Origin of the sequence: Aquitalea sp. FJL05, assembly GCF_003852595.1 — a bacterium.
GTDB classification, from domain to species: domain Bacteria; phylum Pseudomonadota; class Gammaproteobacteria; order Burkholderiales; family Chromobacteriaceae; genus Aquitalea; species Aquitalea aquatilis.
On the sequence record NZ_QAJS01000003.1, the window covers coordinates 25,312 to 48,595 of the forward strand.

Genomic DNA, 23,284 nt, shown 5'->3' on the forward strand with positions numbered 1-23,284 from the left:
GCAGCGCAGCGCCGGCTTTGCTAAACTGGCGGCATGTCTGCCCTCAAATACCTGCTGCACTACCCACCCAGCCTGCTCGCCCAGGTCCAGGCCCGTCTGGACGACGGCAGCCTGGGCGACTGGCTGGCCAGCCGCTATCCCGACAGCCATGCAGTGCAAAGCGATAACGCGCTGTACCAGTATGTCAGCGAGCTGAAACAGCGCTATCTGAAAAATGCCCCGGCTCCCACCAAGGTGCTGTACGACAATCGCCAACACCCGGTCAAAGGGACGCTGGGCACCAATACCCAGATCTCGCGGGTGCAGGGCAGCAAGCTCAAGGCCAAACACGAAATCCGCATTGCCACGCTGTTCCGCGACGCGCCCGAGCCCTTCCTGCGCATGATCGTCGTCCACGAGCTTTCGCATTTACGTGAAAAAAACCACGACAAGGCCTTCTATCAGCTGTGCTGCCACATGGAGCCGGCTTACCACCAGCTGGAGTTTGATACCCGGCTATGGCTGACCCTGCGCGAGCTGGAGCCAGCCCCCAGCCCGGCAACACGCTAACGGCGCTCGAGGAAAGCGGCGATCTGCTGGTAAGTCTGGGCACACTCGGCCGCCACCAGCTGCTCCATATTGAGGAAGGCATGCACCAGATCATCAAAATGCAGATGCTGGTGCGGCACGCCAGCTGCCTGCAATTTATCCAGATAGCACAGCGCCTCGTCACGCAGCGGATCAAAACCCGCTGACACCACCAGGGTGGCCGGTAGCCGCTCGGTCATCGCCATATGCAAGGGCGACGCCGCCAGCCGGTCTTCACCATGCTGGAAATAATTGTCGAAATACCAGGCAATGCGATCGCTGTTGAGGAAATAGCCTTCGCCATTCTCGCTAATCGACGGCAGGCTCATGCTGTAGTCCAGGCTGGGATAGATCAGCACCTGGGCGGCAATCTGCAAGGCGGTATCGTGCTGCGAGCGCGCACTCACCGTGGCCGCCAGCGCCGCACCGGCAGAGTCACCCATCAGCGACAGGCTGGGCAGAAACGGCAGCTGGCGCGCACTCAGCGCGGCAAACACACCACGCGCGGCGGCATAGGCATCATGCAGCGCTGCCGGATAAGGGTTTTCCGGCGCCAGCCGGTATTCCGGCACCACCACGATATGGCCGGTGGCTGCTGCCAGCCGGCGGCTGATGGGGTCGTATACGCTGACACTGCCGGCGGTATGGCCGCCACCATGCAGAAACAGCAGCACCGGCCGCGCCTCGCTTGGTGCCGGATGATAAATCCGCACCGGCACGCTGTAATCGCGACCGTGGATGATTTCGTCATTGACCCAGGCAATGTGCGGCCCGGCACTGACCAGGCTGCGGGTGACATTGGCCAGCGCCTCGCGGGCGCCGATGGCGGTGGGCTTGTAGCCGCTATCCCGCAGGCGGCGGATGAGCTGGTTGAGCTGGGACAACCAGTCGGTCAGCTTGGGGCTGACTGCATGCATTTTTACTTCTCCTGACTTGGGCAAACTTCAGCGTTTGCCGCCCATTAATATACCAAAGTCATTAAATGTGCCAGCGCAAGTGGTTTCACGAACTGGATACCAGCTGGTCACGGCCGGCCAGTTGCGGAAACCAGCGCATCCACAGCACCACCACCAGCAAGGTACCCGCCCCGCCCAGAACCACGGCCGGCACGGTTCCCAGCCAGGCCGCCGTGACGCCAGACTCGAACTCGCCAAGCTGGTTGGAGGCACCAATGAACAGCGAGTTCACCGAATTGACCCGGCCACGCATGTCATCCGGTGTTTCCAGCTGCACCAGCGTGCCGCGAATCACCACGCTGATGACATCAGCCGAACCCAACAGCATCAGCGCCAGCAAGGACAGCGGGAAAGAGCGCGACAGACCGAACAGGATGGTGGCCAGGCCAAACACGGCGACTGCGGCAAACATGATATGTCCGGAGCGACGGCGTATCGGATGACGCATCAGCCACACCGACATCAGCAGCGCTCCGGCAGCCGGGGCCGAGCGCAGCAAGCCCAGTCCCCACGGCCCGGTCAGGAGGATGTCGCGGGCAAACACCGGCAGCAAGGCAGTCGCCCCGCCCAGCAGCACGGCAAACAGGTCCAGCGAAATGGCGCCGAGAATATCCGGCCGGCTGCGGATGAAGCGCACCCCCATCAGCAAGGAATCCAGCGACACACGCTGGCCAGTGGGCAGCACCCGGCTGGAGGGCAGCAGGCTCACCAGCACCAGGCAGGCCAGAAAACAGGCAGCCGACAGGCCATAGGTCAGTTCCGCACCCACGGCATACAGGAAACCGCCCAATGCCGGCGCGATGATGGTGGCAGCCTCATTGGCCGAGGCCGCCATGGCAATGGCCTGCCCCAGCAGGCTGGCGGGCACGATATTGGGCAACAGCGACTGCATGGCCGGCATGTCGAAGGCGCGGCAGCAGCCCACCACCACCGACAGGGCAAAGATCAGCTCGCGGCTGACCTGCCAGCCCGCGCCCAGATTACCCAGCAGCAGTGTCAGGGCAGCCAGCGACTGGATGAACAGGCTGATGGCCACCACCCGGCGACGATCAAAACGGTCCGACACCACCCCGGTGACCAGCACCAGCAGCACCCGTGGCAGAAATTGCAATAGTCCGACCAGCCCCAGGTCGAACGCACTGCCGGTCAGGGCATACACCTGCCAGCCAATGGCCACAGTGAGGATTTGAAAACCGGCAGTCAGCAACACACGGGCCGACCAGAACTGCCAGAAAGGGCGGCAATGCCGCAGGGATGCAGAAGCGTCGTTCATCGGGAAGATAAAGCAGGCCAGACTGGCCATGACAAAGAGATCAAGCCTACCGGCTAAACGCCTGTAACTCTAGCCTTACATGGCCTGCTTAAAACTCGCCAACACATTAGGCCCGCCCCACGATTTTTCCACGGCAGCCTGTTTGCCATTACCGTGGTGGTAGTAATTTTGAGGCCGGCCATCACTGGGCTTACAATTGCAGCCATTCCAGAAAGAAAGCATTCCATGTCCAACTCCCTGAGCGCCCTGCTGCAAGCAGCAGCCGACCGCCGCAGTGATCTTGTTAGCCGCCTGATCGCCGAAGATACCAACACTTACCGCCTGTTCCACGGCAGCGTGGAAGGCGTGGCCGGCCTGACGGTAGACCGCTACGGCGACCTGCTGCTGGTGCAAAGCTTCCACCAAAGCCTGGAAGATGCCGAGCTGGACGAAATCCGCAGCTTCTACGCCGGCCTCCTGCCGGAATTGCAGCTGGTCTACAACGACCGCAGCGGCAAGAATTCCCGCATCAACAACACCCTGAGCCTGCCCGAGCAAGCGGTAGCGGAAGAAAACCGTGTGGCCCATGAGATGGGCATCCGCTACCACATCCGTGGTCGCCACAGCGGCCAGGACCCGTGGCTGTTCCTCGACCTGCGCGCCGGCCGCCGCCGCGTGATGCAGCTGGCCGAAGGCAAGAGCGTGCTCAATCTGTTTGCCTACACCTGCGGTGTCGGCCTGGCAGCGGCCAAGGGCGGCGCGCAATTTGTGCTGAACGTGGATTTTGCCGAATCCAGCCTGGCCGTCGGCCGTGCCAATGCCAAGCTGAACAGCCTGGCCACCCGCCCGCGCTGCGTGCAGAGCGATGCCTTTGCCGCCTTGCGCCAGCTGTCCGGCATCGGCCAGCCCAAGATGGTGCGTGGCAAGAAAATGCCTCCCTTCCCGGCTCTGGAAGCCCGCCAGTTCGATCTGGTCTTCCTTGACCCGCCGCGCTACGCCAAGAGCCCCTTCGGCGTGGTCGACCTGATCAACGACTACCAGGCCCTGTTCAAGCCGGCCCTGCTGTGCACCGCCGAAGGTGGCATGCTGATCTGCTGCAATAATGTGGCCCAGGTTGATGGCAATGCCTGGCTGGAGTCGCTCAAGCGCAGCGCAGAAAAAGCCGGCCGTACCGTGCACGAAGTGGAATGGATTACCCCGGAGCAGGATTTCCCCAGCGCCGATGGCCAGCATCCGCTGAAGATCGTGCTGCTGCACGTCTGATTGCCGCTGTACCAGACTGCCCGGCCGACCCGCTCGGCCGGGCAGTTTTGTTTTTACCTGCGCCCGTTCGGGCCACCATCCGGGCAAGCTATCGCTACGCCACCGGGAACTGCCGGCAACAAAACCCCACTAAAATGGCGGCAACGCAGAAGGCGAGCCTGTGCCCAGCCATGCAAAAAAAGCATTGCTGATTACTTCGCTTCAAGCTATCGTCATACCCCCATACAACCTCAACGGACCACAGGTCCCGACAAGGACGATCTTTATGTTTTCCTGGTTTGAAAAGCGGGTAGACGTCTACCCGGATACACCTCCCGTCCAGCCACCCAAGGGCTTCCTGCCCTTTGTCTGGTCCGCCACCAGCGGCATGCGCCCCTACATCCTGTGCATGACCTTGCTGACCTCCCTCATCGGTGCCTTCGAAGCCTTGCTGTTCTCCATGCTGGGCTCCATTGTCGACTGGCTCAGCCATGTGGCGCCGTCGCAACTATGGACCCAGGAGCGTCATCACCTGCTGTTGCTGGGCGGCATCCTGCTGGCCAGTCCGCTGCTGATCGCCCTGCAGGCCATGTTCAAATACCAAAGCCTGTTCGGCAATTTCCCCATGCGCCTGCGCTGGCAGTTTCACCGCCACCTGCTGGGACAGAGCATGAGCTTTTATCAGGATGAATTTGCCGGCCGGGTAGCGGCCAAGGTGATGCAGACCGCGCTGGCCGTACGCGACACGGTGCTGATCATCACCGACATCCTGGTGTTCGTGGTGATCTACTTCATCACCATGGTGGCGGTGGTCGGCAGCTTCGATAGCAGCTTGCTGCTGCCCTTCATCGGCTGGTTGCTGCTGTATGTGGCGACCCTGGCTTTCTTCGTGCCACGGCTGGGCAAGGCCTCGGCCCGCCAGGCCGATGCACGCTCGCTGATGACTGGCCGCGTGACTGATGCCTATACCAATATCGCCACGGTCAAGCTGTTTGCCCAGGGTCAGCGCGAGGCCGCCTTCACCAAAAGTGCGATGCAGGAATTCATGCAGACTGCCTATGGCCAGATGCGCCTGGTCAGCGGCTTTGAAATCGCCAACCACATTCTCAGCATGGGGCTGATCGCCAGCACTGCCGGTGCCACGCTGTGGCTGTGGACCCAGGGCCAGGTCGGTATCGGTGCCGTGGCCGCCGCCACCGCCATGGCCTTGCGGCTCAATGGCGTGTCGCACTGGATCATGTGGGAAATGTCCAGCCTGTTCGAAAATATCGGTACCGTGCACGATGGCATCAGCACCCTGTCGCGGCCGGTCGCCATTGTCGACCAGCCGGCTGCCCAGGCGCTGCAGGTAGCACGTGGCGAGATACGCTTCGACAATGTCAGCTTTTCCTATGGTGGCGAACGCACCATTGTCGACGGGCTGAACCTCACCATTCGTCCCGGCGAAAAAATCGGTCTGGTCGGCCGCAGCGGTGCCGGCAAGTCCACCATCGTCAATCTGATGCTGCGTTTTTACGACATCGAACAGGGCCGCATCCTGATCGACGGCCAGGATATTGCCACGGTGACCCAGGACAGCCTGCGCGCGCAGATCGGCATGGTGACGCAGGACACCTCGCTCTTGCACCGCTCGGTACGCGACAACCTGCTGTACGGCAAGCCAGATGCCGGCGACGAGGCCATGATCCATGCCGCCAAGCAGGCCGAGGCGCATGACTTCATCCAGGCATTGACCGACCCCAAGGGTCGCCGTGGCTACGATGCCCATGTGGGCGAGCGCGGCGTCAAGCTGTCCGGTGGCCAGCGTCAGCGCGTGGCCATTGCCCGGGTGATGCTGAAAGATGCCCCCATCCTGCTGCTGGACGAAGCCACCAGCGCGCTGGATTCGGAAGTGGAAGCCGCCATCCAGAGCAGCCTGTACCGGCTGATGGAGGGCAAGACTGTGGTGGCCATCGCCCACCGCCTGTCCACCATCGCCGCCATGGACCGGCTGATCGTGCTGGACAAGGGACGGGTGGTGGAAGAAGGCGACCATGCCAGCCTGCTGGCTCAAGGCGGCCTGTATGCCCGGCTGTGGGCGCACCAGAGCGGCGGCTTTCTGGGAGAAGAAGTCGACGAGGCCATCCGCCCAGGAGAACTGGACCCGGCCTGATGCCATCATCCTGCCTGCCACAAACAAAAACCCGCCAGCTGGCGGGTTTTTTCATACTATCGACACCCCCTCGCTTTCCGGAAGGAAAGCGAGGCTCCCTTGCAGGGCAAGGGCGGGGGGAAAGGGAATAGATGGGAAGGCTGCGGAAGCAATAACTTAGTCGAAAGGCCCGGCTTTGCCGGGTCCAATGCAATCGCACCAAATAACTTTATCAGCAGCCTGAAACCCGCCAGTTGGCGGGTTTTTTCATGGCCGGCCCTGGGAATCAGGCTTCGGCTTTTTTGAGGATGACGTACAGTTCATCCTTGAGTTTCAGTTTTTCCTTCTTCAGCACTTCCACCTCCTGCGAACTGCCCTTCTCGATGGCGGCCTCGATATTCTTGATCTTCTGGTCCAGTTCATTGTGCTTGTTGAACAGGCGGCTGAAGTGGTCGTCTTCGGTTTTCAGTTTACTGATCAGATCACGGAATTCTGGGAACATCGGCTTCTCCTGATTGGTGGGTGGGGTGGCGTTCATGCCACCTGACTACAAGCTCATGCTAGTCCCGACACCAGTCTGCTTTCTTGATCTAAGGCATATGCGCCGGTAACAGACATCAGTGCATTGTGCACCGCCAGAGCGCGGATGCAAGAGCACACGGCGGGCCGGCCAGCCCTTCCCTGCCAACACCGCCTGCACATAGGTCCAGTCGACCACCCCAGACCAAGCCGCCACGATGCTGCGATGTTCCCGGGAGTGGCAGCCTCCGCTGTCGCCGCTTTGCAAGGAGGCCCCATGAAGTACCTTTATGCTGGCGATGCAGATTTCCAGCATCAATCCTTTCTCGAGCTGCGCCCCATCGCGGTATGGACACAGCTGCTGGGGGAGCTGTCCTGGCTGGCTTCCCTGCTGCTCAGCCACCCGCACCAGCAGGTCGACGCCGCCAACACGGTGCTGGTCTGCCTGATCATGCTGGCCGGCACCTTGCTATCGCTGAATGCCGGCCACCGCCACACCCTGCTACTGGGCATGCTGCTGAATCTGTGTGGCCTGGCGCTGGGCTTTCGCCTGAACATGCTGTTTGTCGCCGATACCAGCCTGTGGGCCACCTCGATTGCCGTGTGCATCAGCCTGACCATGGCTCCGGTTTTCCACAGCTCGTATTGCTTCGTGCTGGCCAGTGGCTGCGTGTGGGGCATCCTGCTGCAAGGTACGCTGGATGACCGACGCTTATGGCAACAGGATACGCTGATCGCTCTGCTGACCATCGTGACACTGGCCTCCGGCCTGATGCTCAACATCCTGTTTCGCCGCCTGCGGCTACGTGGCTACCATCTGCGTCGAGATCTGGAAGCGCTAGCCTTTCAGGACGCCCTCACCGGTATCGACAACCGCCGCAGCCTGCTGGAAAAGCTGCAGGCCTGGTATCCGGCCCAGCACGGCCATTTCCTGATGGTCGATATCGACGACTTCAAAAGCGTCAATGACGACTTCGGCCATGAAGCGGGCGATCAGGTGCTGCAACAAGTGGCGCGGCAGCTGAGCGGGCATCCCGACGTGGCCTTGTGCGGGCGGCTGGGCGGTGAGGAGTTCGGCCTGTTCACCCGGCTGCAGGACAGCCAGCGCGTCAGCGAACTGGCGAGCCAGCTGATACACCGGGTGAATAGCTGCAGCGTGGAGCAGCGACGGCTGTCCATCAGCATCGGCATCGTGCTGATGGATGGCCGCATCGGCCTGAGTGCCGCCCTGCGCCAGGCCGATGCGGCGCTGTACCAGGCCAAGCACCGCGGCAAGAACGGCTTTGTGCTGGCCCTGTCCTGCGGCCATCCGGCACCGCCGCACACACTGGCGCAGGCGGGCTAGCCCACGAAAAAGCCGCCCGCAGGCGGCTCGGTAGCTGGGCGCGGCAAGCCTGCGTCAGGCGTCGTAGCCCAGATTCGGTGCCAGATCACGCTCGGCCTGTTCCAGCGACACGCCGCGCCGCTGGGCATAACTTTGCACCTGATCCTTTTCCACCTTGCCCACGCCGAAGTAGCGCGCCTCCGGATGGCTGAAATAAAAGCCGGAGACGGCCGCCGTCGGCAGCATGGCATAGCCTTCGGTCAGCGTCATGCCGATGCCCGGGGCATCCAGCAAGGCAAACAGGGCCTTCTTCACCGTATGGTCCGGACAGGCCGGATAGCCCGGAGCCGGACGGATGCCACGGTATTCCTCGTCGATCAGCTGCTCATTGCTCAGCGTCTCGTCAGCGGCATAGCCCCAGAATTCGCGACGTACACGCTGGTGCATCAGCTCGGCAAAGGCCTCGGCCAGACGGTCGGCCAGCGCCTTGAGCAGAATGGCCGAGTAGTCATCGTTGGCAGCCTCGAAACGGGCCACATGCGGCTCGATGCCGATGCCGGCAGTCACCGCAAAAGCACCGATATAGTCCTGCACGCCGCTGTCGGCCGGGGCGATATAGTCGGCCAGCGCCCAGTTGGGCTTGCCATCCATTTTCGGCAGTTGCTGGCGCAGGCCCACCCAGCTCATCTGGCTGCTGTGGCCATCCACACTGCGGATGTCGATATCGTCATCGTTGACGCTGGCGGCCGGGAACAGGCCGATAACGGCACTGGCAGACAGCCAGTTTTCCTCGATGATCTGCTGCAACATCACCTGGGCATCGGCATACAGGCTGCGTGCCGACTCGCCCACGATTTCATCGTCCAGAATGCGCGGGAAGCGGCCGGCCAGCTCCCAGCTCTGGAAGAAAGGCGTCCAGTCGATGACGGCGGCGATATCCGCCAGCGGGTAGTTTTCGAAACGGCGCACGCCCAGCCACTGCGGCTGGGGCGGCACATAGCTGGCCCAGTCGGTTTTTTGCTTGTTGGCACGGGCCTGCTCCAGGCTGACTACCTTGCGGTTGGCCTTGTTGGCATGGCCTTCGCGGGCACGCTGGTACTCGGCCGCCACTTCGGCGACAAAGCCATCGCGCAGGGTATCGGACAGCAGATTGGAGCACACACCCACCGCACGGCTGGCATCCGGCACATAAATCACCGGATGCTGGTAGTGCGGCGCAATCTTCACCGCCGTGTGCACTTTGGAAGTGGTCGCCCCACCAATCAGCAAGGGAATGTCAAAGCCCTGGCGCTGCATTTCCTTGGCCACATGGCTCATCTCTTCCAAGCTTGGAGTGATCAGGCCGGACAGGCCGATGATGTCGGCCTTGTGTTCGCGGGCTGCATCCAGAATGGTCTGGCAGGGCACCATCACGCCCAGGTCGATCACCTTGTAGTTGTTACAGCGCAGCACCACGCCGACGATGTTCTTGCCGATATCGTGCACATCGCCCTTGACCGTGGCCATGATGATGACGCCCTTGGCCGGCGCATCGGCCAGACCCATGCGGATCTTTTCTTCCTCGATGAAAGGCTCCAGATGCGCCACGGCAGCCTTCATCACGCGGGCCGATTTCACCACCTGCGGCAGGAACATCTTGCCGGCACCAAACAGGTCGCCCACCACGTTCATGCCGTCCATCAGCGGACCTTCAATCACATGAATGGGGCGCGCGCACTTGAGGCGGACTTCCTCGGTATCTTCCACGATAAAGGTGGTCATGCCCTTGACCAGCGCATGCTCCAGCCGCTTCTCCACCGGCCAGTCGCGCCAGGCCAGGTCTTCCACCTTTTTCTCGCCTACCGCCTCGCCCTTGAAGCGTTCCGCCAGCGCAATCAGGTGTTCGGTGGCATCGCCGCCATCGGCCGGAGTGCGCATCAGCACCACGTCTTCAATGCGCTCGCGCAGCGCCTTGTCCACCTCGTCATACACTTCCAGCGCACCGGCGTTGACGATGCCCATGGTCATGCCACGCTGGATGGCGTGGTAGAGGAATACCGCGTGGATGGCTTCGCGTACCTTGTTGTTGCCACGGAAGGAGAAGGACACATTGGACACGCCGCCGGAAATCTTGGCGTGCGGCAGGTTTTGCTTGATCCAGCCGGTGGCTTCGATGAAGTCGAGGCCGTAGCGGGCGTGTTCTTCAATGCCGGTGGCCACGGCAAAGATATTCGGGTCGAAGATGATGTCTTCCGGCGGAAAGCCCACTTCGTCCACCAGGATGCGGTAGCTCTTTTCGCAGATTTCCACCTTGCGGGCGTAAGTATCGGCCTGGCCCTTGTCATCAAAGGCCATCACGATCACCGCCGCGCCATAACGGCGCAACAGGCGTGCCTGTTCCTTGAACTTGTCCACCCCTTCCTTCATGGAGATGGAGTTGACGATGCCCTTGCCCTGGATGCACTTGAGGCCGGCTTCAATCACCTCCCACTTGGAGGAGTCGATCATGATAGGCACACGGGCGATGTCCGGCTCGGCGGCGATCAGCTTGAGGAAGCGATCCATGGCCGCCAGCGCGTCCAGCATGCCCTCGTCCATATTGATGTCGATGACCTGGGCGCCATTCTCCACCTGCTGCCGTGCCACATCCAGCGCGGTGGCGTAGTCGCCATTCAGGATCAGCTTGGCAAAGGCGCGGCTGCCGGTGACATTGGTGCGTTCGCCCACATTGACGAACAGGTCCTTGTCGCCGATGTTGAACGGCTCCAGGCCGGACAGGCGGCACTTTTTCTCGATATCCGGCAGCGCGCGCGGGGCGATGCCGTCCACCGCATGGGCAATGGCGGCGATATGGTCCGGCGTGGTGCCGCAACAGCCGCCAACGATATTGATCAGGCCGGACTCGGCCCATTCACGCACGAATTCGCCCATGGCGGCCGGTTCCAGATCGTAACCGCCAAAGGCATTGGGCAGGCCGGCATTGGCATGCACCGACACATAGCTGGCGGATACCCGCGACATTTCTTCCACATAGGGGCGCAGCAGGTCCGGGCCCAACGCGCAGTTCAGGCCATACGACATGGCGTCGGCATGCGACAGACTGTTGTAGAAGGCCTCGGTCGTCTGGCCAGTCAGGGTGCGGCCGGACTGGTCGGTAATGGTGCCGGACACCATGATGGGCAGCCGGGTCTTGTCGGGGTGATCATCAAAATACTGATGGATGGCAAACACCGCCGCCTTGGCGTTCAGGGTGTCGAAGATGGTTTCCACCAGCAGGAAATCCGCGCCGCCGGCCACCAGGCCGTCAATCGCCTCGGTGTAGCTGCTCACCAGTTCGTCAAAGCTGACATTGCGATAGCCGGGGTCGTTCACATCCGGGCTGATGCTGGCGGTACGGTTGGTGGGCCCCAACACGCCGGCACAGAAACGCGGCCGCGCCGGATTCTTTGCGGTTTGGGCAACACACAGCTCCTTCACCAGCTTGGCCGCCGCGTGGTTGATCTCCCACACCAGGCTTTCCATCTGGTAGTCGGCCATGGCAATCGAGGTGGCATTGAAAGTGTTGGTTTCAATGATGTCGGCCCCGGCATCCAGATAGGCCTGGTGAATGCCGCCGATCACATCGGGCCGGCTCAGCACCAGCAGGTCGTTGTTGCCTTTTACGTCACAGGGCCAGTCGGCGAACCGCTCGCCACGGTAGTCAGCTTCCTGCAGATCATGGCGCTGGATCATGGTGCCCATGCCGCCATCCAGGATCAGGATGCGCTGCGACAGCTGGGAAAATACCGGGTGGGTGGTGTTTTTGGTCATGGCAAACAGGCTGTTATGGGCTGGATCGATAAAAGGCACACTCAAGGTGCGGCCGATCATATTACCATTGCGTCTGGAACTGTCAGACAACTAACTAAGAAGAAGAGAGTACAAGCTTATGGTTCGTTTGAATAAGACCTGGCTGGCGCTGTTAACGGGAACAGCACTGGCGCAAGTGGCCGCAGCGGGCGGCGTACTGAAAATCGGGGTGTCGGATTCGGACGCACCGCCCATTGTGGTACTGACGCCGGACAACCAGGCGCTAGCCGGTGGCCTGACCAAAGAACTGGGCGATGCACTGGCCGGCGAGCTGGGACTGAAAGCGCAGTATGTGGTGATCGCCCGCAAGCGGGTGGAAAACACCATTGAAGCCGGCAAGGTCAACATTGTGTGCAATGCCAATCCGGAATGGTATGGCAATGCCGCACGCCTGGGCTGGACGCGCGAATTTTATCCACAGGTGGAGCGGGCACTATCGCTCAAGGACATGCCAGACCTGCACCAGGCCGATGAAATGGTCGGCAAGCGCATCGGCACCATTCGCGGCTACAGCTATCCGACACTGGAACATCTGTGGGCGGTGGGCCGCACCACCCGCGTGGATGAACCACGGCTGGAGCTGCTGGTGAAATCGCTGCAGAAGAAACTGACCGATGTCGCCATCTCCTCGGAACTGGAGCTGGCGTGGTGGGCCAAGACCAATCCGCAGGAAGCCCGCGCCTTCAAACAGCACCCGATGACGGTGACCTATATGCCCACCATGTGCGCGGTGGCACCCAATTCGCCGATCAGTACCGATAAGCTGAACCAGGGCATTGAAGCCATGCGCCGCAGCGGCAAGCTGAAGGCCATTCTCAAATCCTACGAATGGCAGACGCAATAAGCTGTTTCACGTGAAACCGGGCAAGCCCACCGGCTTGCCCCTGGCTGCAAACAAGGGGTGGGATGCCATACGCCGCCCCGGCCAGCCCGGCCTCGCCCTCCAGGCTGCTGGTTTTTCAACTTGCCTGCCAAATAGTCATCCCCCGCCCTTGCCCTGCAAGGATGTCTCGTTGTCATCGCAGCAGACGCGGGGGCCTTTGTCATCACTCTGCTCTTTTTTGCACACGCATCATGCATATCATTTATCTGCACGGTTTCAACTCCAGCCCGCAATCGCTGAAAGCACAGGAAACAGCAGCCTGGCTGGCCCAGCATGCACCCAACCTCACCTTGTACTGCCCGAAGCTGTCGCCTCATCCGGCCACGGCCATGCGTCAGGCGGAAGAATTATTGCTGTCACTGCCCGCCGACAGCTGGCTGATCGGCAGTTCACTGGGCGGCTATTACGCCGGTTGGCTGGCAGAAAAACATGGCCGCAAGGCCGCGCTGATCAATCCGGCCATCACGCCATATATCGATCTGCAGCGCTATCTGGGTGCGCAGCGTAATCCTTACACCGGGGAAGAGTACGTACTGGATGATGCCGACATGCAGGCCTTGCTGGCCATGCGTCTGCCAGCACCAGCAGCCGGCCAATACTGGCTATGGCTGGGCAGTGCGGACGAGGTGCTGGACTGGCAGGCCGCAGCGCGCTATTACCGTGGCCACCGGCAAACCATTTTCAATGGCGACGACCACCGTCTCAAGCGCTGGCTTGAGTGTCTGCCGCCCCTGCTGGGCTGGGCAGCTTCTGCTGGCTGAGCAGCTTGCTGCCACGCTGCATGGCCATTGACAGGCGCTCCAGGCTCACCGGTTTGGACAGGAAGTCATTCATGCCGGCCTGCTGGCAGCGTTCGCGGTCTTCGTCGAAGGCATTGGCCGTCAGCGCAATGATGTGCGGCTGGTAGTCCAGCTCCAGCTGGCGAATGGCGCGGGTGGCATCCAGCCCGTCCATTTCCGGCATCTGCATGTCCATCAGGATCAGCTCCACCCCGCCCTGGCTGACCCGCTCCAGCGCCTGCCGCCCGTTGCCCGCCAGCATGACATCGCGAAAACCGAGTTTTTCCAGCAGTTTGATAATCAGCTTCTGGTTCACCGTATTGTCCTCGGCCACCATGACCGACAACGGTGCCACGCCGGGAGCTGGCGTCTCCACCGGCAGCACCGCAGCGGGTGCCTCAGCCGCCGGCGCACTGGCCTCGGTGGCCACCCAGTGCACGCTGAAGCTGCTGCCCACGCCGTGTTCACTGCTGACATCGATGCGCCCGCCCATGGCCTCCGCCAGCCGTCGGCAGATGGCCAGCCCCAGCCCGGTACCGCCATAGCGCCGGGTCGTGGTGGAGTCGGCCTGCTCAAATGCGGTAAACACCTTGCCCAGCTGTTCCTGGGTCATGCCGATGCCGGTATCGCGAATCACCAGCACCAGGCGCTTCATGTCGAAGGTATCTTCCAGCGGCTCGATGCCCACCGTCACGGTGATGCCGCCCTGATGGGTAAACTTGATGGCATTGCTCAACAGATTGCTGGTGATCTGGCGCAGCCGGGTGGCATCACCCAGCAGCCAGGCACTGCCCAGCGGCCGTTGCCATTCGATGCGCAGGCCAGCCTCCATCGCCTTGGGCACAAACAGATTCACCACGCTATCGAGCAAGGCATACAGATTGTAAGGTCGCTGCTCCAGCGTCAGCTTGCCGGCATCAATCTTGGACAGGTCGAGAATATCGTTGATCAGGGCCAGCAGCGAAGTGCCGCACTCCTGCAAGGTGGCCACCTGATCGCCCTGCTCCGGTGTCAGGCGCGAATGCGATAGCAGCTCGGCCATGCCCAGCACACCATTGAGCGGCGTGCGGATTTCGTGGCTCATCACCGCCAGGAATTCCGACTTGGACTTGGCCGCCATTTCCGCCTTGAGCAGCGCCTCGGACAGCTGTGCCATGCGCCATTCGACGATTTTTTCCAGCTGGGCCGCTACGGTGGACAGTTCAAAGTTGGCGTCGTACAAGGCGCGGCTGCGCTGTTCCAGCAGCACCTCGGCCTCTTTGCGCGCGGTTTTCTCACGCTGGTAGCGCTTCTGGAAGCGCAGCAGCTGGTCTTGCAACTGGGCCAGTTCGTCATCGCTCATACCAGTTCCACCACGAAGCGTACCTTGCTGCCATCCTCGCTCAATGGCTCAGCCACGACGCGCCCTTGCTCACCGAAATGATCGAGCGCGCCCTGGATCAGGCCGGAGGCCAACGGTGCCAGGCAGCGCGGCGAGCTGTACAGCAAGGCCATGCAGCGCGCGTCGCTGCTGAGCACCTCGATTTGCGGCAGCTGCGCATCCGGATAAAGCTTTTGTACTTCCTGATGAATGTGCTTCTCGATATTGCCCAGCACCGTAAATGCGCTGCTGCAGCCCTGGATGCTGTACGGATACAGCAGGGCAAAGCGGCCGAACAGGTAATGGCCGAAAGTGTAGATCAGTGCCTGCGCTTCCAGTCCGCTGCGCTGCGACAAGGCCGTCACCAGCGCCACCATCTCGGCAAAAGGATAGCTGCCCACCGCGGTGTAGGCCCCTCCCGATTTAATGCCGGCATCCTCGATGATGTCATCCACCATGTCGGTAGAAAAGCGGCTCTCCACCATTTCCAGAAACTCGGTAAACACCACGCCTTTCATGCTTATTCCCTTCGTGTGGCTTGCATGCGCTGCTCTGCCCGCTACGATTAACCCTGCACGCAACAGGGCACCATGGATTCAATGTAGGAAGAAAACCGGCCAAACACCAAGTCACCACCTGCGGGAAACACTCTGTTCTCTGGACGCGGCTTGCATGGCAGTGGCCTGCGGTGCAGACTCGATGGCATGTCATCATGCTGGAAAAAGGACCGTACCATGAGCCAGGCCATCCGTTTTCATGTCACCGGATCACCCGATGTGCTGCAGCTGGAACACATCAGCGTCGGCGAACCAGGCCCAGGCGAGGTGCGCCTGCGTCACCGTGCCATCGGCATCAATTTCATCGATACCTATCAGCGCAGCGGACTCTATCCGATTGCCCTGCCCAGTGGCCTGGGCAGTGAAGCGGCCGGTGTGGTGGAAGCCGTAGGCGAAGGCGTGACGCAGGTGCAGGTGGGAGACCGCGTCGCCTATGCCGGCGGGCCGCTGGGGGCCTACAGCACGCTCCGGCTGATTCCCGCCGCCGTACTGGTCAAGCTGCCGGACAGCATCAGCGATGAAGTCGCCGCCTGCATCATGCTGCAGGGCATGACGGTGGAGTACCTGATCCACCGCACTTTCGCAGTACAACCCGGCATGACCGTGCTATGGCATGCCGCCGCCGGCGGTGTCGGCCAGATCGCCGTACAGTGGCTCAGCTCACTGGGGGTGCAGGTGATCGGCACGGTCGGCTCGGCCGCAAAGGGCGAGCTGGCACGCCAGCTGGGCTGCGCCCATGTCATCAATTACAACGAGGAAGATGTGGTGGCGCGGGTGCGTGAGATCACCTCGGGCAAGGGCGTGCCCGTGGTATACGACTCGGTGGGAAAAAGCACCTTCGAGATGTCGCTGAACAGCCTGGCTCGGCGTGGCACGTTCGTCAGTTTTGGCAATGCCTCGGGGGCCGTACCGGCATTCGAACCGCTGCTGCTGTCGCAGAAAGGTTCGCTGTTTTTCACCCGGCCCAAATTGGGAGACTACATTGCCCAGCGCGAGGAGCTGGAGGCATCGGCGGCAGCCTTGTTCGAACGCATTGCCGCCGGTGCGGTACAAGTCAAGCCATCTGCCAGCTACCCGCTGGCCGCCGCCGCCACGGCGCACCGTGATCTGGAAAGCCGCCGCACTACCGGCTCCATCATTCTGCTGCCCTGAGCACCGGCTAGCCATGAAAAACCCCGCTGTCGTGACAGCGGGGTTTTATTTTGTGTCTGGTTTCAGTTGCCTGAGGGGGCCAGTGCCTTGCGCACACATTCGCGGCCTTGCTGGGTGGCGGTTTCGGCACAGCTTTGCTCGGCCGCCGCCCGTTGCTCGCAGCGGGCCTTGTTGCTGGCGTGGCCGCAATCGGCAGCGGGCAGTCGCTCGCGCACACAAAGCCGTCGTGCCAGCCCCTCGCTACCCTCGCAGGCCGCCTGTGCCGCCAGCAAGGCTTCACAGCGCCGGGCATCACGGCTGCGCTGGCAGCTGAGCGCCGGGGTGAACTGCTCAATGCAGGCTCGGCGCGACCCCGCCGTCAGATCAGAACAACTGAGCCAGCCTTGCCGGTAACTGGCGCAGCGTTGCGGCGCCATGGCCTTGTCACAATCCGGGGCCGCCTGCACTTGCACCGACCACACCAACCCCACCAACATGGCCAAACCCACCAGCCAGTTGCCGCTACTCCACTTACCCCAAGCTTTGTTCAAGGCCGTGATCCTTGCCACTGGCAATGTCCGGCTACAAAGATAGCCGGATCAATCGTTCTGGAATTGCTCCTGAGCCTTTTGTCGCTTGTCGCGCCAGAAATTGCGCTGTCCCGGCGGCGGATGAGAAAAACCATCCGGTGCAAAACGATCAGGTCCACCCATGCCACCCGCAGGCGGCGCCCCCGGAGGATGTCGGCGTTGCAGGCGGCGCGCGTCTTCCGGCGACAAGTCACCGGCCTGCACGGCCTCCTTCAGACGCAGATTGCGCAAGCGGCGTTCCTCTCCGGCTGATTGCCGGGGCGGGAAACGCTGGAATTCCGCCGCGCCGTCCTCCGCGCCATTTGGGCCCTGCGCCAGCACCGGCAAGGCGAACGCCGTCACCGTGGCAAACAGCAAGACATAAATGGCATGGTACTTCATGGCTTCATTTTAACCTGACATTACGCCTCCTGCCATGATGACTCACCGGCATCACAGCAGAAGACTGATGGAACATGAATGATTATGGGGCTTACTTTTCGCCGGTTGGACGCCGCATCGAGGTCGATGCGCCATCCGGCACGGTATATCCGGTGGCAGGCGTCGCCACTGGCGTGCTCTGTGCGGCCAGCTGGCGCGCCTCGCGAATATCCGCACCGTTACCGCCGCGCTCGGCGGCCTGCGCAGCCGAAGCCACGCCCAGGGTAGCAACGGCAAACAGCAATAGAATCAAGGGGTTTTTCATGATCATGATCTCCGGTATGCAGCACACTCTGGCAGTCTAGAAGGTGGCTTTTGCGCATCCGTGTGTCACATGTTACCAAATGTTAACTTTTGTGAATGCCTGATGGCGTTTAACAGAAATTCATGATCCACCATCGCCTTGCCGGCTGGGCCGGGTTAAGCTTTGCCACCAGTATGCCTGCCGCGTTGCCGCGCCGTGCGATCAAGGAAAACACCATGGAACACAACAAGATTCTCATCGTCGACGACGACGCCAAGCTGCGCGAACTGCTGACCCGCTACCTGGGACAGCAGGGTTATGTGGTCGACACGCTGCCGGATGCCCGCGAACTGGACCGCAAACTGGCGCGCAACCGCCCCGACCTGATGGTGCTGGACGTGATGATGCCCGGCGATGACGGCCTGGCGGTGGTGCGCCGCCTGCGCGCCCAGGGCGAGACGGTGCCGGTCATCATGCTGACCGCCCGCGGCGAAGATGTGGACCGTATCCTGGGCCTGGAAATGGGTGCCGACGACTATCTGCCCAAGCCTTTCAATCCGCGCGAACTGACCGCGCGCATCCAGTCGGTGCTGCGCCGCCACCACGCCACACCGGCGCTGGCCGCCCGCCACGAGTCCGACGAAGTCATCGAGTTTGGCGACTTCCAGCTTAATCTGGGCCGGCGCGAGCTGCTGAAAAACCAGCAAGCCCTGTCACTGACCACCGCCGAATTTGCCGTGCTCACCGTACTGGCCACCCACCCGCGCCGCCCGCTGACCCGCGAGCAACTGATGGAAATGGCGCTGGGCAAGGGTAATGGCGAATCGCTGGATCGCAGCATCGATGTGCACATTTCCCGCCTGCGCAAGACGCTGGAAGGCGGCGACAGCCCCTTGCGCTTCATCCAGACCGTGTGGGGCTACGGCTATGTGTTCGTGCCCGACGGCAGCGAGCGGGAGTAAGCAGTGCTGCGACGCCTGACCGGTTCCCTGCTGTTTCGCCTGATCGTGCTGGTGGTGGTGGTGGTGGTCACCACCCAGATCGTCACGGTCTATATCGCAGCGGGTGAGCGCCACAAGCTGATGGACAAGCAGCTGTATGCCCAGGTGGTGGATACACTGGCCTTCCTCGAAGGCTCGATGGACAATATGAGCCCCGTCCAGCGCACTGCTTTTCTGGCCAGCTACAACCGTCCGGGCCTGCCGCGCCTGCTGCCGCAACAAGCGGCGGCCAAGCAACAGTTCGACACCGAATTGCCACGGGTCGCCAGCAGCCTGGTCAGCCGGCTGAGCAAGGGGCTGGACGACACCGTGCGCGGCTACATGGTGCGCCGTGAAGACCGCAACGAGCTGTGGGTCAACGTGCATGTGCTGGACACCCCCTACTGGCTGGTCATCCCCTTCGGCCGTTACAGCGACCGCCCCATCTACGCCATCATCCAGGCGGCCTTGCTGGCTACCTTGCTGGCCACCCTGCTGGCCTCGCTGGTCGCCTGGCGCATTACCCGCCCCATCGGCAAGGTAGTGGCCGCTTCACGCGAACTGGCGCGCGGCAATATGCCGCCACCACTGCAGGAAAACGGCCCGCGTGAGCTGCAGGCGCTGGCGCGCGGCTTCAACCACATGGCCAGCGCACTGGACAGCGCGGCCCGCGAGCGCCGGCTGATGCTGGCCGGGCTGTCGCACGACCTGCGCACACCGCTGACCCGGCTGAAGCTGATGCTGGAACTACAGGAACACAATAGCGATACGCCGGACATGCTGGCCGACATCGACGAGCTGTCACGCATCGTGCGCCAGTTCATCGATTTCGCCCGTGCCGAAGAGTCGGCCAGGCTGGAGCCGGTGGCGCTGGCCGAGCTGGCCGACAGCGTGGTGGCACGCTTTGGCCGCGACGGGCTGGATGTGAAACTGCTGCGCCAGGCCGAGCCGGAATTGCAGGCCGATGCACTGGCGCTGGAGCGGCTGCTATCCAATCTGCTGGAAAATGCCCGTCGCTACGGCAAGCCGCCGCTGCGGGTGGAAGTCGCCCAGCGCGACGGCATGGCCGAGCTGAGCGTGATCGACCACGGTCAGGGCATTCCCGCTGCGCTGCGCGAATCGGCACTGGCCCCCTTCGAGCGGCTGGCCGAACACCGTGGCACCGATGGCGGCAGCGGTCTGGGGCTGGCCATCGTGTCGCGGGTGGTCAAGCAGCACCATGGCCAGCTGCAGTTTGCCGACGAGGCCGATGGTGGCTTTCGCATCCGCATCCTGCTGCCGCTGGCCACCCATCCAGCGGCCTGAAGCCGACTGGCGGCTCAAGAACGGGGCCGCCAGCCCAGCAGCAATACCCCGCACAGAATCAGCACCCCTCCCAGCAGCATCAGCACACCCACCGGCTCCGCCAGCAACAGGCTGCCCCACAGCACGCCGAATACCGGCACCAGATAGGTCACGCTGCTGGCGCGGGTCGCGCCCAGTTTGTCGATCAGCCAGTAGAAAATCAGATAGGCCAGGGCGGTGCTGCCCAGTGCCAGCAGCACCACCGCTCCCCATACCGTGGTCGATGGAGACTGAGCAGGCAGGGTCAGCAAAGCCAACGGCGTCACCAGCACGGCTCCGCTGAACAGGCTACCCGTCGCCGTCACCAGCGCAGGCAGGCCGGGCAGCCAGCGCTTGGCCATGTGACCGGACCAGCCATAGCAGGCCGTGGCCCCCAGCATGGCCAGCACCGGCAGCACAGTCTGTACATCGAAGGCGGCACCGCGCCCCAGCATCAACACCAGTACACCGGCCAGCCCCAGCGACAGGCCGGCTGCGCGGGGCAGCGTCATGCGCTCACCCGCCAGTGGCATGGCCCACAAGGCCGTCATCAGCGGCGTGGTGGCGTTCAGCACTGAAGCCACACCGGCCGGCAGGCTGAGGCTGGCCCAGGCAATCAGGCAAAATGGCAGCGCCGACAGAAACACCCCCACCACGGCAATACGCTGCCAGTGTTGCCGCCACAAGGGCAGGCCTCCGCGCAGCAGCAAGACCGGCAACAACACCAGTGCAGCCAAGCCCAGCCGCAAGGCAATCAGCACGAATGGCCCCAGCGCGGGCACCGCCACCCGCATGAACAGAAACGAAGCCCCCCACAAGGCGGCCAGCACCACCAGTCCTGCCATTTCCCGTCGCATCGCCACCCTCCCCTTTGTCATGCCTGTCAGCATAAGCGGACAAACATGCCGCCGCCTCCTGTTTCTTGCCATTGAATTGCTCCCTCCAATGCCGCTGCCAACTAGTTCCAGCGGAGGATGGCAAACAGGATGGCCACGCCACACACTGCAAGCTGCCACTTCACCCTGTACTGAGCACCATGGACATCCACGATTTCAACGCGCTGCTGGCTGCGGCCCGCCAGCAAGCTGAGCCGCAGCATCTGCTGCTGGTATTTACCAAGGCCGTGCTGCATGACGACCACCAGCCGCAGGAAGCCGAGCGCTTCGCCCGTGGCGAGGGCGGCATCCTGCTGCCCATCATGTGTCTGGACCGCGCTGCTGGCGCACTGGTGGACTTTGCCAGCCTGCAGGCCGAATCGGCGCGCATGGGCGAGCCGTGGCAGATCGTGTTTGTCGCCTGTCTGGACGGCAAGGCCGGTCAGCAGCCACCGGCTGATGCAATCGAAGCCGCGCTCAAACGCATGATCCAGACCATCCAGACCGGTGGCGACGTGGCGCGCTACCTGGCTTTCGACACCAGCGGCGAGCCGGTACGTTTCCACTGAGTTGCCGCCGCCAGGCATGGCATTGCGTCTGAGCAGCCGCTAAGCTGAAACACCGTTGCCGGCAACCAAGCAGGTTTGCCGTGCTCCAACCTGTTTCAGCCCAGCCTGCCGGAGCCCGCATGAATCTGTCCCTGCTCAGCCGTTATGCCTTTTTTGTCGCCTGCATCCTGCTTAGCCTGATCGGCCTGGCCCTGCACCGGATCGAATGGCTGTGGCCCTTCACCCTGACAGCCCTGGTACTCAGCCTGGTCGGCATACTGGACCTGCGGCAAACCCGCCATGCGGTAAGGCGCAACTACCCGGTGCTGGGCAATATCCGCTATCTGGTGGAGGCCATCCGCCCGGAAATCCGCCAATACCTGCTGGAAGCCGACGGCGAGCAGCTGCCCTTCTCGCGTGACCAGCGCTCGCTGGTTTATGCCCGAGCCAAGAACGTGGCCGCGGACAAGCCCTTTGGCACCATGCTGAATGTCTACGGCAGCGGTTTCGAATTCATCAGCCACTCCATCCGCCCTGCGCCGCGCAGCGACCCGGCCGGCTTTCGTATCACGATTGGCGGCCCACAATGCCGCCAGCCCTACTCGGCATCGGTATTCAATATCTCGGCCATGAGCTTTGGCGCACTCAGCGCCAACGCCATCCGCGCCCTCAATCAAGGGGCCAAACAGGGCGGCTTTTACCACGATACCGGCGAGGGCAGCATCAGCCCCTATCATCTGGAACACGGTGGCGACCTGGTATGGGAGCTGGGCAGCGGTTACTTTGGCTGCCGCGATGCGCAGGGCCATTTCGATGCGGAACGTTTTGCCAGACAGGCGCAAAACCCGCAGGTGAAGATGATCGAGATCAAGCTCAGCCAGGGGGCCAAGCCGGGCCACGGCGGCATTTTGCCCAAGCACAAGGTGACGCCGGAAATTGCCGCCACCCGTGGTGTGCCGCTGGGGCAGGACTGCGTGTCGCCATCCAGCCATAGCGCCTTTGCCACCCCGCTGGAGATGATGGCCTTCATCGCCCGCCTGCGCGAACTGTCCGGCGGCAAACCGGTGGGTTTCAAGTTCTGCTTGGGCCACCCCTGGGAATTCATGGCCATTGCCAAGGCCATGCTGGAGAGCGGCATCCTGCCGGACTTCATCGTAGTGGATGGCAAGGAAGGCGGCACCGGCGCGGCACCGCTGGAATTCACCGACCACATCGGCGTGCCGCTGCGCGAGGGCCTGCTGTTTGTGCACAACACCCTGGTGGGGCTGAACCTGCGCGACAAGATCAAGCTGGGGGCCAGCGGCAAGATCGTCAGCGCCTTCGACATTGCCAGCATGCTGGCCATCGGTGCCGACTGGGCCAATTCCGCCCGCGGCTTCATGTTTGCCGTCGGCTGCATCCAGAGCCAGAGCTGCCATACCAACCGCTGCCCCACCGGGGTGGCCACCCAGGACCCCTTGCGCCAGCGTGCGCTGGTGGTGCCGGACAAGGCCGAGCGGGTGTTCAATTTCCACCGCAACACCCTGCATGCGCTGGCCGAGATGCTGGCCGCCGCCGGCCTCACCCACCCCGAGCAACTGGCCGCCCACCATCTGGTGCGGCGGGTGAGCGATACCGAAATCCGCCTGTACTCGCAGCTGCACGTCTTCCTGCAAGCAGGAGAACTACTGGGCGAGGACATCAAGGCCGAGTTCTACGGCCGCATGTGGCGCATGGCGCAGGCGGGCAGCTTTGCCCCAGCCCCGGCCCATGCCTGAACACTAGGTCTGCGCGAC

21 protein-coding genes are annotated in these 23,284 nt (G+C 62.5%); 11 read left to right on the top strand and 10 right to left on the bottom strand.

Annotated elements, in window-relative coordinates; genetic code table 11:
• Positions 1 to 33 precede the first annotated feature (33 nt).
• On the top strand, positions 34 to 549 hold the full coding sequence (locus DBR44_RS02145) for a M48 family metallopeptidase (protein ID WP_124641609.1): 516 nt from the start codon (positions 34 to 36) through the stop codon (positions 547 to 549).
• On the opposite strand, the gene DBR44_RS02150 is transcribed toward DBR44_RS02145, so the two are convergent.
• Together DBR44_RS02150 and DBR44_RS02155 are read right to left on the bottom strand one after the other, a co-directional pair.
• Positions 546 to 1,484 (bottom strand): alpha/beta hydrolase, encoded by a 939-nt coding sequence (locus DBR44_RS02150; RefSeq protein WP_124641611.1) that lies wholly within the window; start codon positions 1,482 to 1,484, stop codon positions 546 to 548. The genes DBR44_RS02145 and DBR44_RS02150 overlap by 4 nt on opposite strands.
• A gap of 85 nt (positions 1,485 to 1,569) precedes the next feature.
• On the bottom strand, positions 1,570 to 2,826 hold the full coding sequence (locus DBR44_RS02155) for an MFS transporter (RefSeq protein WP_233578301.1): 1,257 nt from the start codon (positions 2,824 to 2,826) through the stop codon (positions 1,570 to 1,572).
• 195 nt (positions 2,827 to 3,021) lie between these two features.
• Here DBR44_RS02155 and DBR44_RS02160 point away from each other — a divergent pair, with 195 nt between their 5' ends.
• Together DBR44_RS02160 and DBR44_RS02165 are read left to right on the top strand one after the other, a co-directional pair.
• Positions 3,022 to 4,038 carry a class I SAM-dependent rRNA methyltransferase gene (locus DBR44_RS02160; protein WP_124641613.1) on the top strand — a complete coding sequence of 339 codons (1,017 nt, stop codon included), beginning with the start codon at positions 3,022 to 3,024 and terminating at the stop codon, positions 4,036 to 4,038.
• A 265-nt stretch (positions 4,039 to 4,303) separates the two neighbouring features.
• Positions 4,304 to 6,169, top strand: a complete 1,866-nt coding sequence (locus tag DBR44_RS02165) for an ABC transporter ATP-binding protein (protein ID WP_124641619.1) — start codon at positions 4,304 to 4,306, stop codon at positions 6,167 to 6,169.
• A gap of 265 nt (positions 6,170 to 6,434) precedes the next feature.
• Here the strand turns inward: DBR44_RS02165 and DBR44_RS02170 are convergent, their stop codons facing one another.
• Positions 6,435 to 6,650, bottom strand: a complete 216-nt coding sequence (locus DBR44_RS02170) for a YdcH family protein (protein ID WP_124641621.1) — start codon at positions 6,648 to 6,650, stop codon at positions 6,435 to 6,437.
• A 294-nt stretch (positions 6,651 to 6,944) separates the two neighbouring features.
• Between DBR44_RS02170 and DBR44_RS02175 the strand changes: the two genes are divergently transcribed.
• Complete coding sequence (locus DBR44_RS02175) at positions 6,945 to 8,012, top strand: diguanylate cyclase (protein ID WP_158613541.1); 1,068 nt, start codon at positions 6,945 to 6,947, stop codon at positions 8,010 to 8,012.
• A 54-nt stretch (positions 8,013 to 8,066) separates the two neighbouring features.
• Here the strand turns inward: DBR44_RS02175 and metH are convergent, their stop codons facing one another.
• A complete protein-coding gene (metH, locus tag DBR44_RS02180) occupies positions 8,067 to 11,780 on the bottom strand; it encodes a methionine synthase (RefSeq protein WP_124641908.1) in 3,714 nt (1,237 codons plus the stop codon).
• 118 nt (positions 11,781 to 11,898) lie between these two features.
• Between metH and DBR44_RS02185 the strand changes: the two genes are divergently transcribed.
• A complete protein-coding gene (locus DBR44_RS02185) occupies positions 11,899 to 12,663 on the top strand; it encodes an ABC transporter substrate-binding protein (protein WP_124641625.1) in 765 nt (254 codons plus the stop codon).
• Positions 12,664 to 12,893: 230 nt separating this feature from the next.
• Entirely contained in the window at positions 12,894 to 13,463 is a 570-nt protein-coding gene (locus tag DBR44_RS02190; RefSeq protein ID WP_233578303.1) for a YqiA/YcfP family alpha/beta fold hydrolase, read from the top strand.
• On the opposite strand, the gene DBR44_RS02195 is transcribed toward DBR44_RS02190, so the two are convergent.
• Together DBR44_RS02195 and DBR44_RS02200 are read right to left on the bottom strand one after the other, a co-directional pair.
• Complete coding sequence (locus tag DBR44_RS02195) at positions 13,405 to 14,823, bottom strand: ATP-binding protein (RefSeq protein ID WP_124641627.1); 1,419 nt, start codon at positions 14,821 to 14,823, stop codon at positions 13,405 to 13,407. The genes DBR44_RS02190 and DBR44_RS02195 overlap by 59 nt on opposite strands.
• Positions 14,820 to 15,359, bottom strand: a complete 540-nt coding sequence (locus tag DBR44_RS02200; RefSeq protein WP_124641629.1) for a heme NO-binding domain-containing protein — start codon at positions 15,357 to 15,359, stop codon at positions 14,820 to 14,822. Before DBR44_RS02200 ends, DBR44_RS02195 begins: the two co-directional genes overlap by 4 nt.
• Before the next feature lie 216 nt (positions 15,360 to 15,575).
• Between DBR44_RS02200 and DBR44_RS02205 the strand changes: the two genes are divergently transcribed.
• Positions 15,576 to 16,550: a quinone oxidoreductase gene (locus DBR44_RS02205; RefSeq protein ID WP_124641630.1), complete on the top strand. Its 975-nt coding sequence runs from the start codon at positions 15,576 to 15,578 to the stop codon at positions 16,548 to 16,550.
• A 62-nt stretch (positions 16,551 to 16,612) separates the two neighbouring features.
• On the opposite strand, the gene DBR44_RS02210 is transcribed toward DBR44_RS02205, so the two are convergent.
• From DBR44_RS02210 to DBR44_RS02220, 3 genes are all read right to left on the bottom strand, one after another.
• Positions 16,613 to 17,080, bottom strand: coding sequence for a hypothetical protein (locus DBR44_RS02210; RefSeq protein WP_124641632.1), 468 nt, complete (start codon positions 17,078 to 17,080; stop codon positions 16,613 to 16,615).
• Between the two features lie 48 nt (positions 17,081 to 17,128).
• Positions 17,129 to 17,500, bottom strand: a complete 372-nt coding sequence (locus DBR44_RS02215; RefSeq protein WP_124641634.1) for a hypothetical protein — start codon at positions 17,498 to 17,500, stop codon at positions 17,129 to 17,131.
• 91 nt (positions 17,501 to 17,591) lie between these two features.
• Entirely contained in the window at positions 17,592 to 17,804 is a 213-nt protein-coding gene (locus DBR44_RS02220; RefSeq protein ID WP_124641636.1) for a hypothetical protein, read from the bottom strand.
• A 215-nt stretch (positions 17,805 to 18,019) separates the two neighbouring features.
• Here DBR44_RS02220 and ompR point away from each other — a divergent pair, with 215 nt between their 5' ends.
• Together ompR and DBR44_RS02230 are read left to right on the top strand one after the other, a co-directional pair.
• Positions 18,020 to 18,745: a two-component system response regulator OmpR gene (ompR, locus tag DBR44_RS02225; protein ID WP_124641638.1), complete on the top strand. Its 726-nt coding sequence runs from the start codon at positions 18,020 to 18,022 to the stop codon at positions 18,743 to 18,745.
• 3 nt (positions 18,746 to 18,748) lie between these two features.
• Positions 18,749 to 20,068 carry an ATP-binding protein gene (locus DBR44_RS02230; RefSeq protein WP_233578305.1) on the top strand — a complete coding sequence of 440 codons (1,320 nt, stop codon included), beginning with the start codon at positions 18,749 to 18,751 and terminating at the stop codon, positions 20,066 to 20,068.
• Positions 20,069 to 20,082: 14 nt separating this feature from the next.
• Here DBR44_RS02230 and DBR44_RS02235 read toward each other — a convergent pair whose 3' ends face one another.
• Positions 20,083 to 20,943, bottom strand: coding sequence for a DMT family transporter (locus DBR44_RS02235; RefSeq protein ID WP_233578307.1), 861 nt, complete (start codon positions 20,941 to 20,943; stop codon positions 20,083 to 20,085).
• 179 nt (positions 20,944 to 21,122) lie between these two features.
• Here DBR44_RS02235 and DBR44_RS02240 point away from each other — a divergent pair, with 179 nt between their 5' ends.
• Positions 21,123 to 21,530: a ribonucleotide reductase subunit alpha gene (locus DBR44_RS02240; protein WP_124641640.1), complete on the top strand. Its 408-nt coding sequence runs from the start codon at positions 21,123 to 21,125 to the stop codon at positions 21,528 to 21,530.
• A 119-nt stretch (positions 21,531 to 21,649) separates the two neighbouring features.
• Positions 21,650 to 23,266 (top strand): FMN-binding glutamate synthase family protein, encoded by a 1,617-nt coding sequence (locus tag DBR44_RS02245; RefSeq protein ID WP_124641642.1) that lies wholly within the window; start codon positions 21,650 to 21,652, stop codon positions 23,264 to 23,266.
• The last annotated feature ends 18 nt before the right edge of the window (positions 23,267 to 23,284 follow it).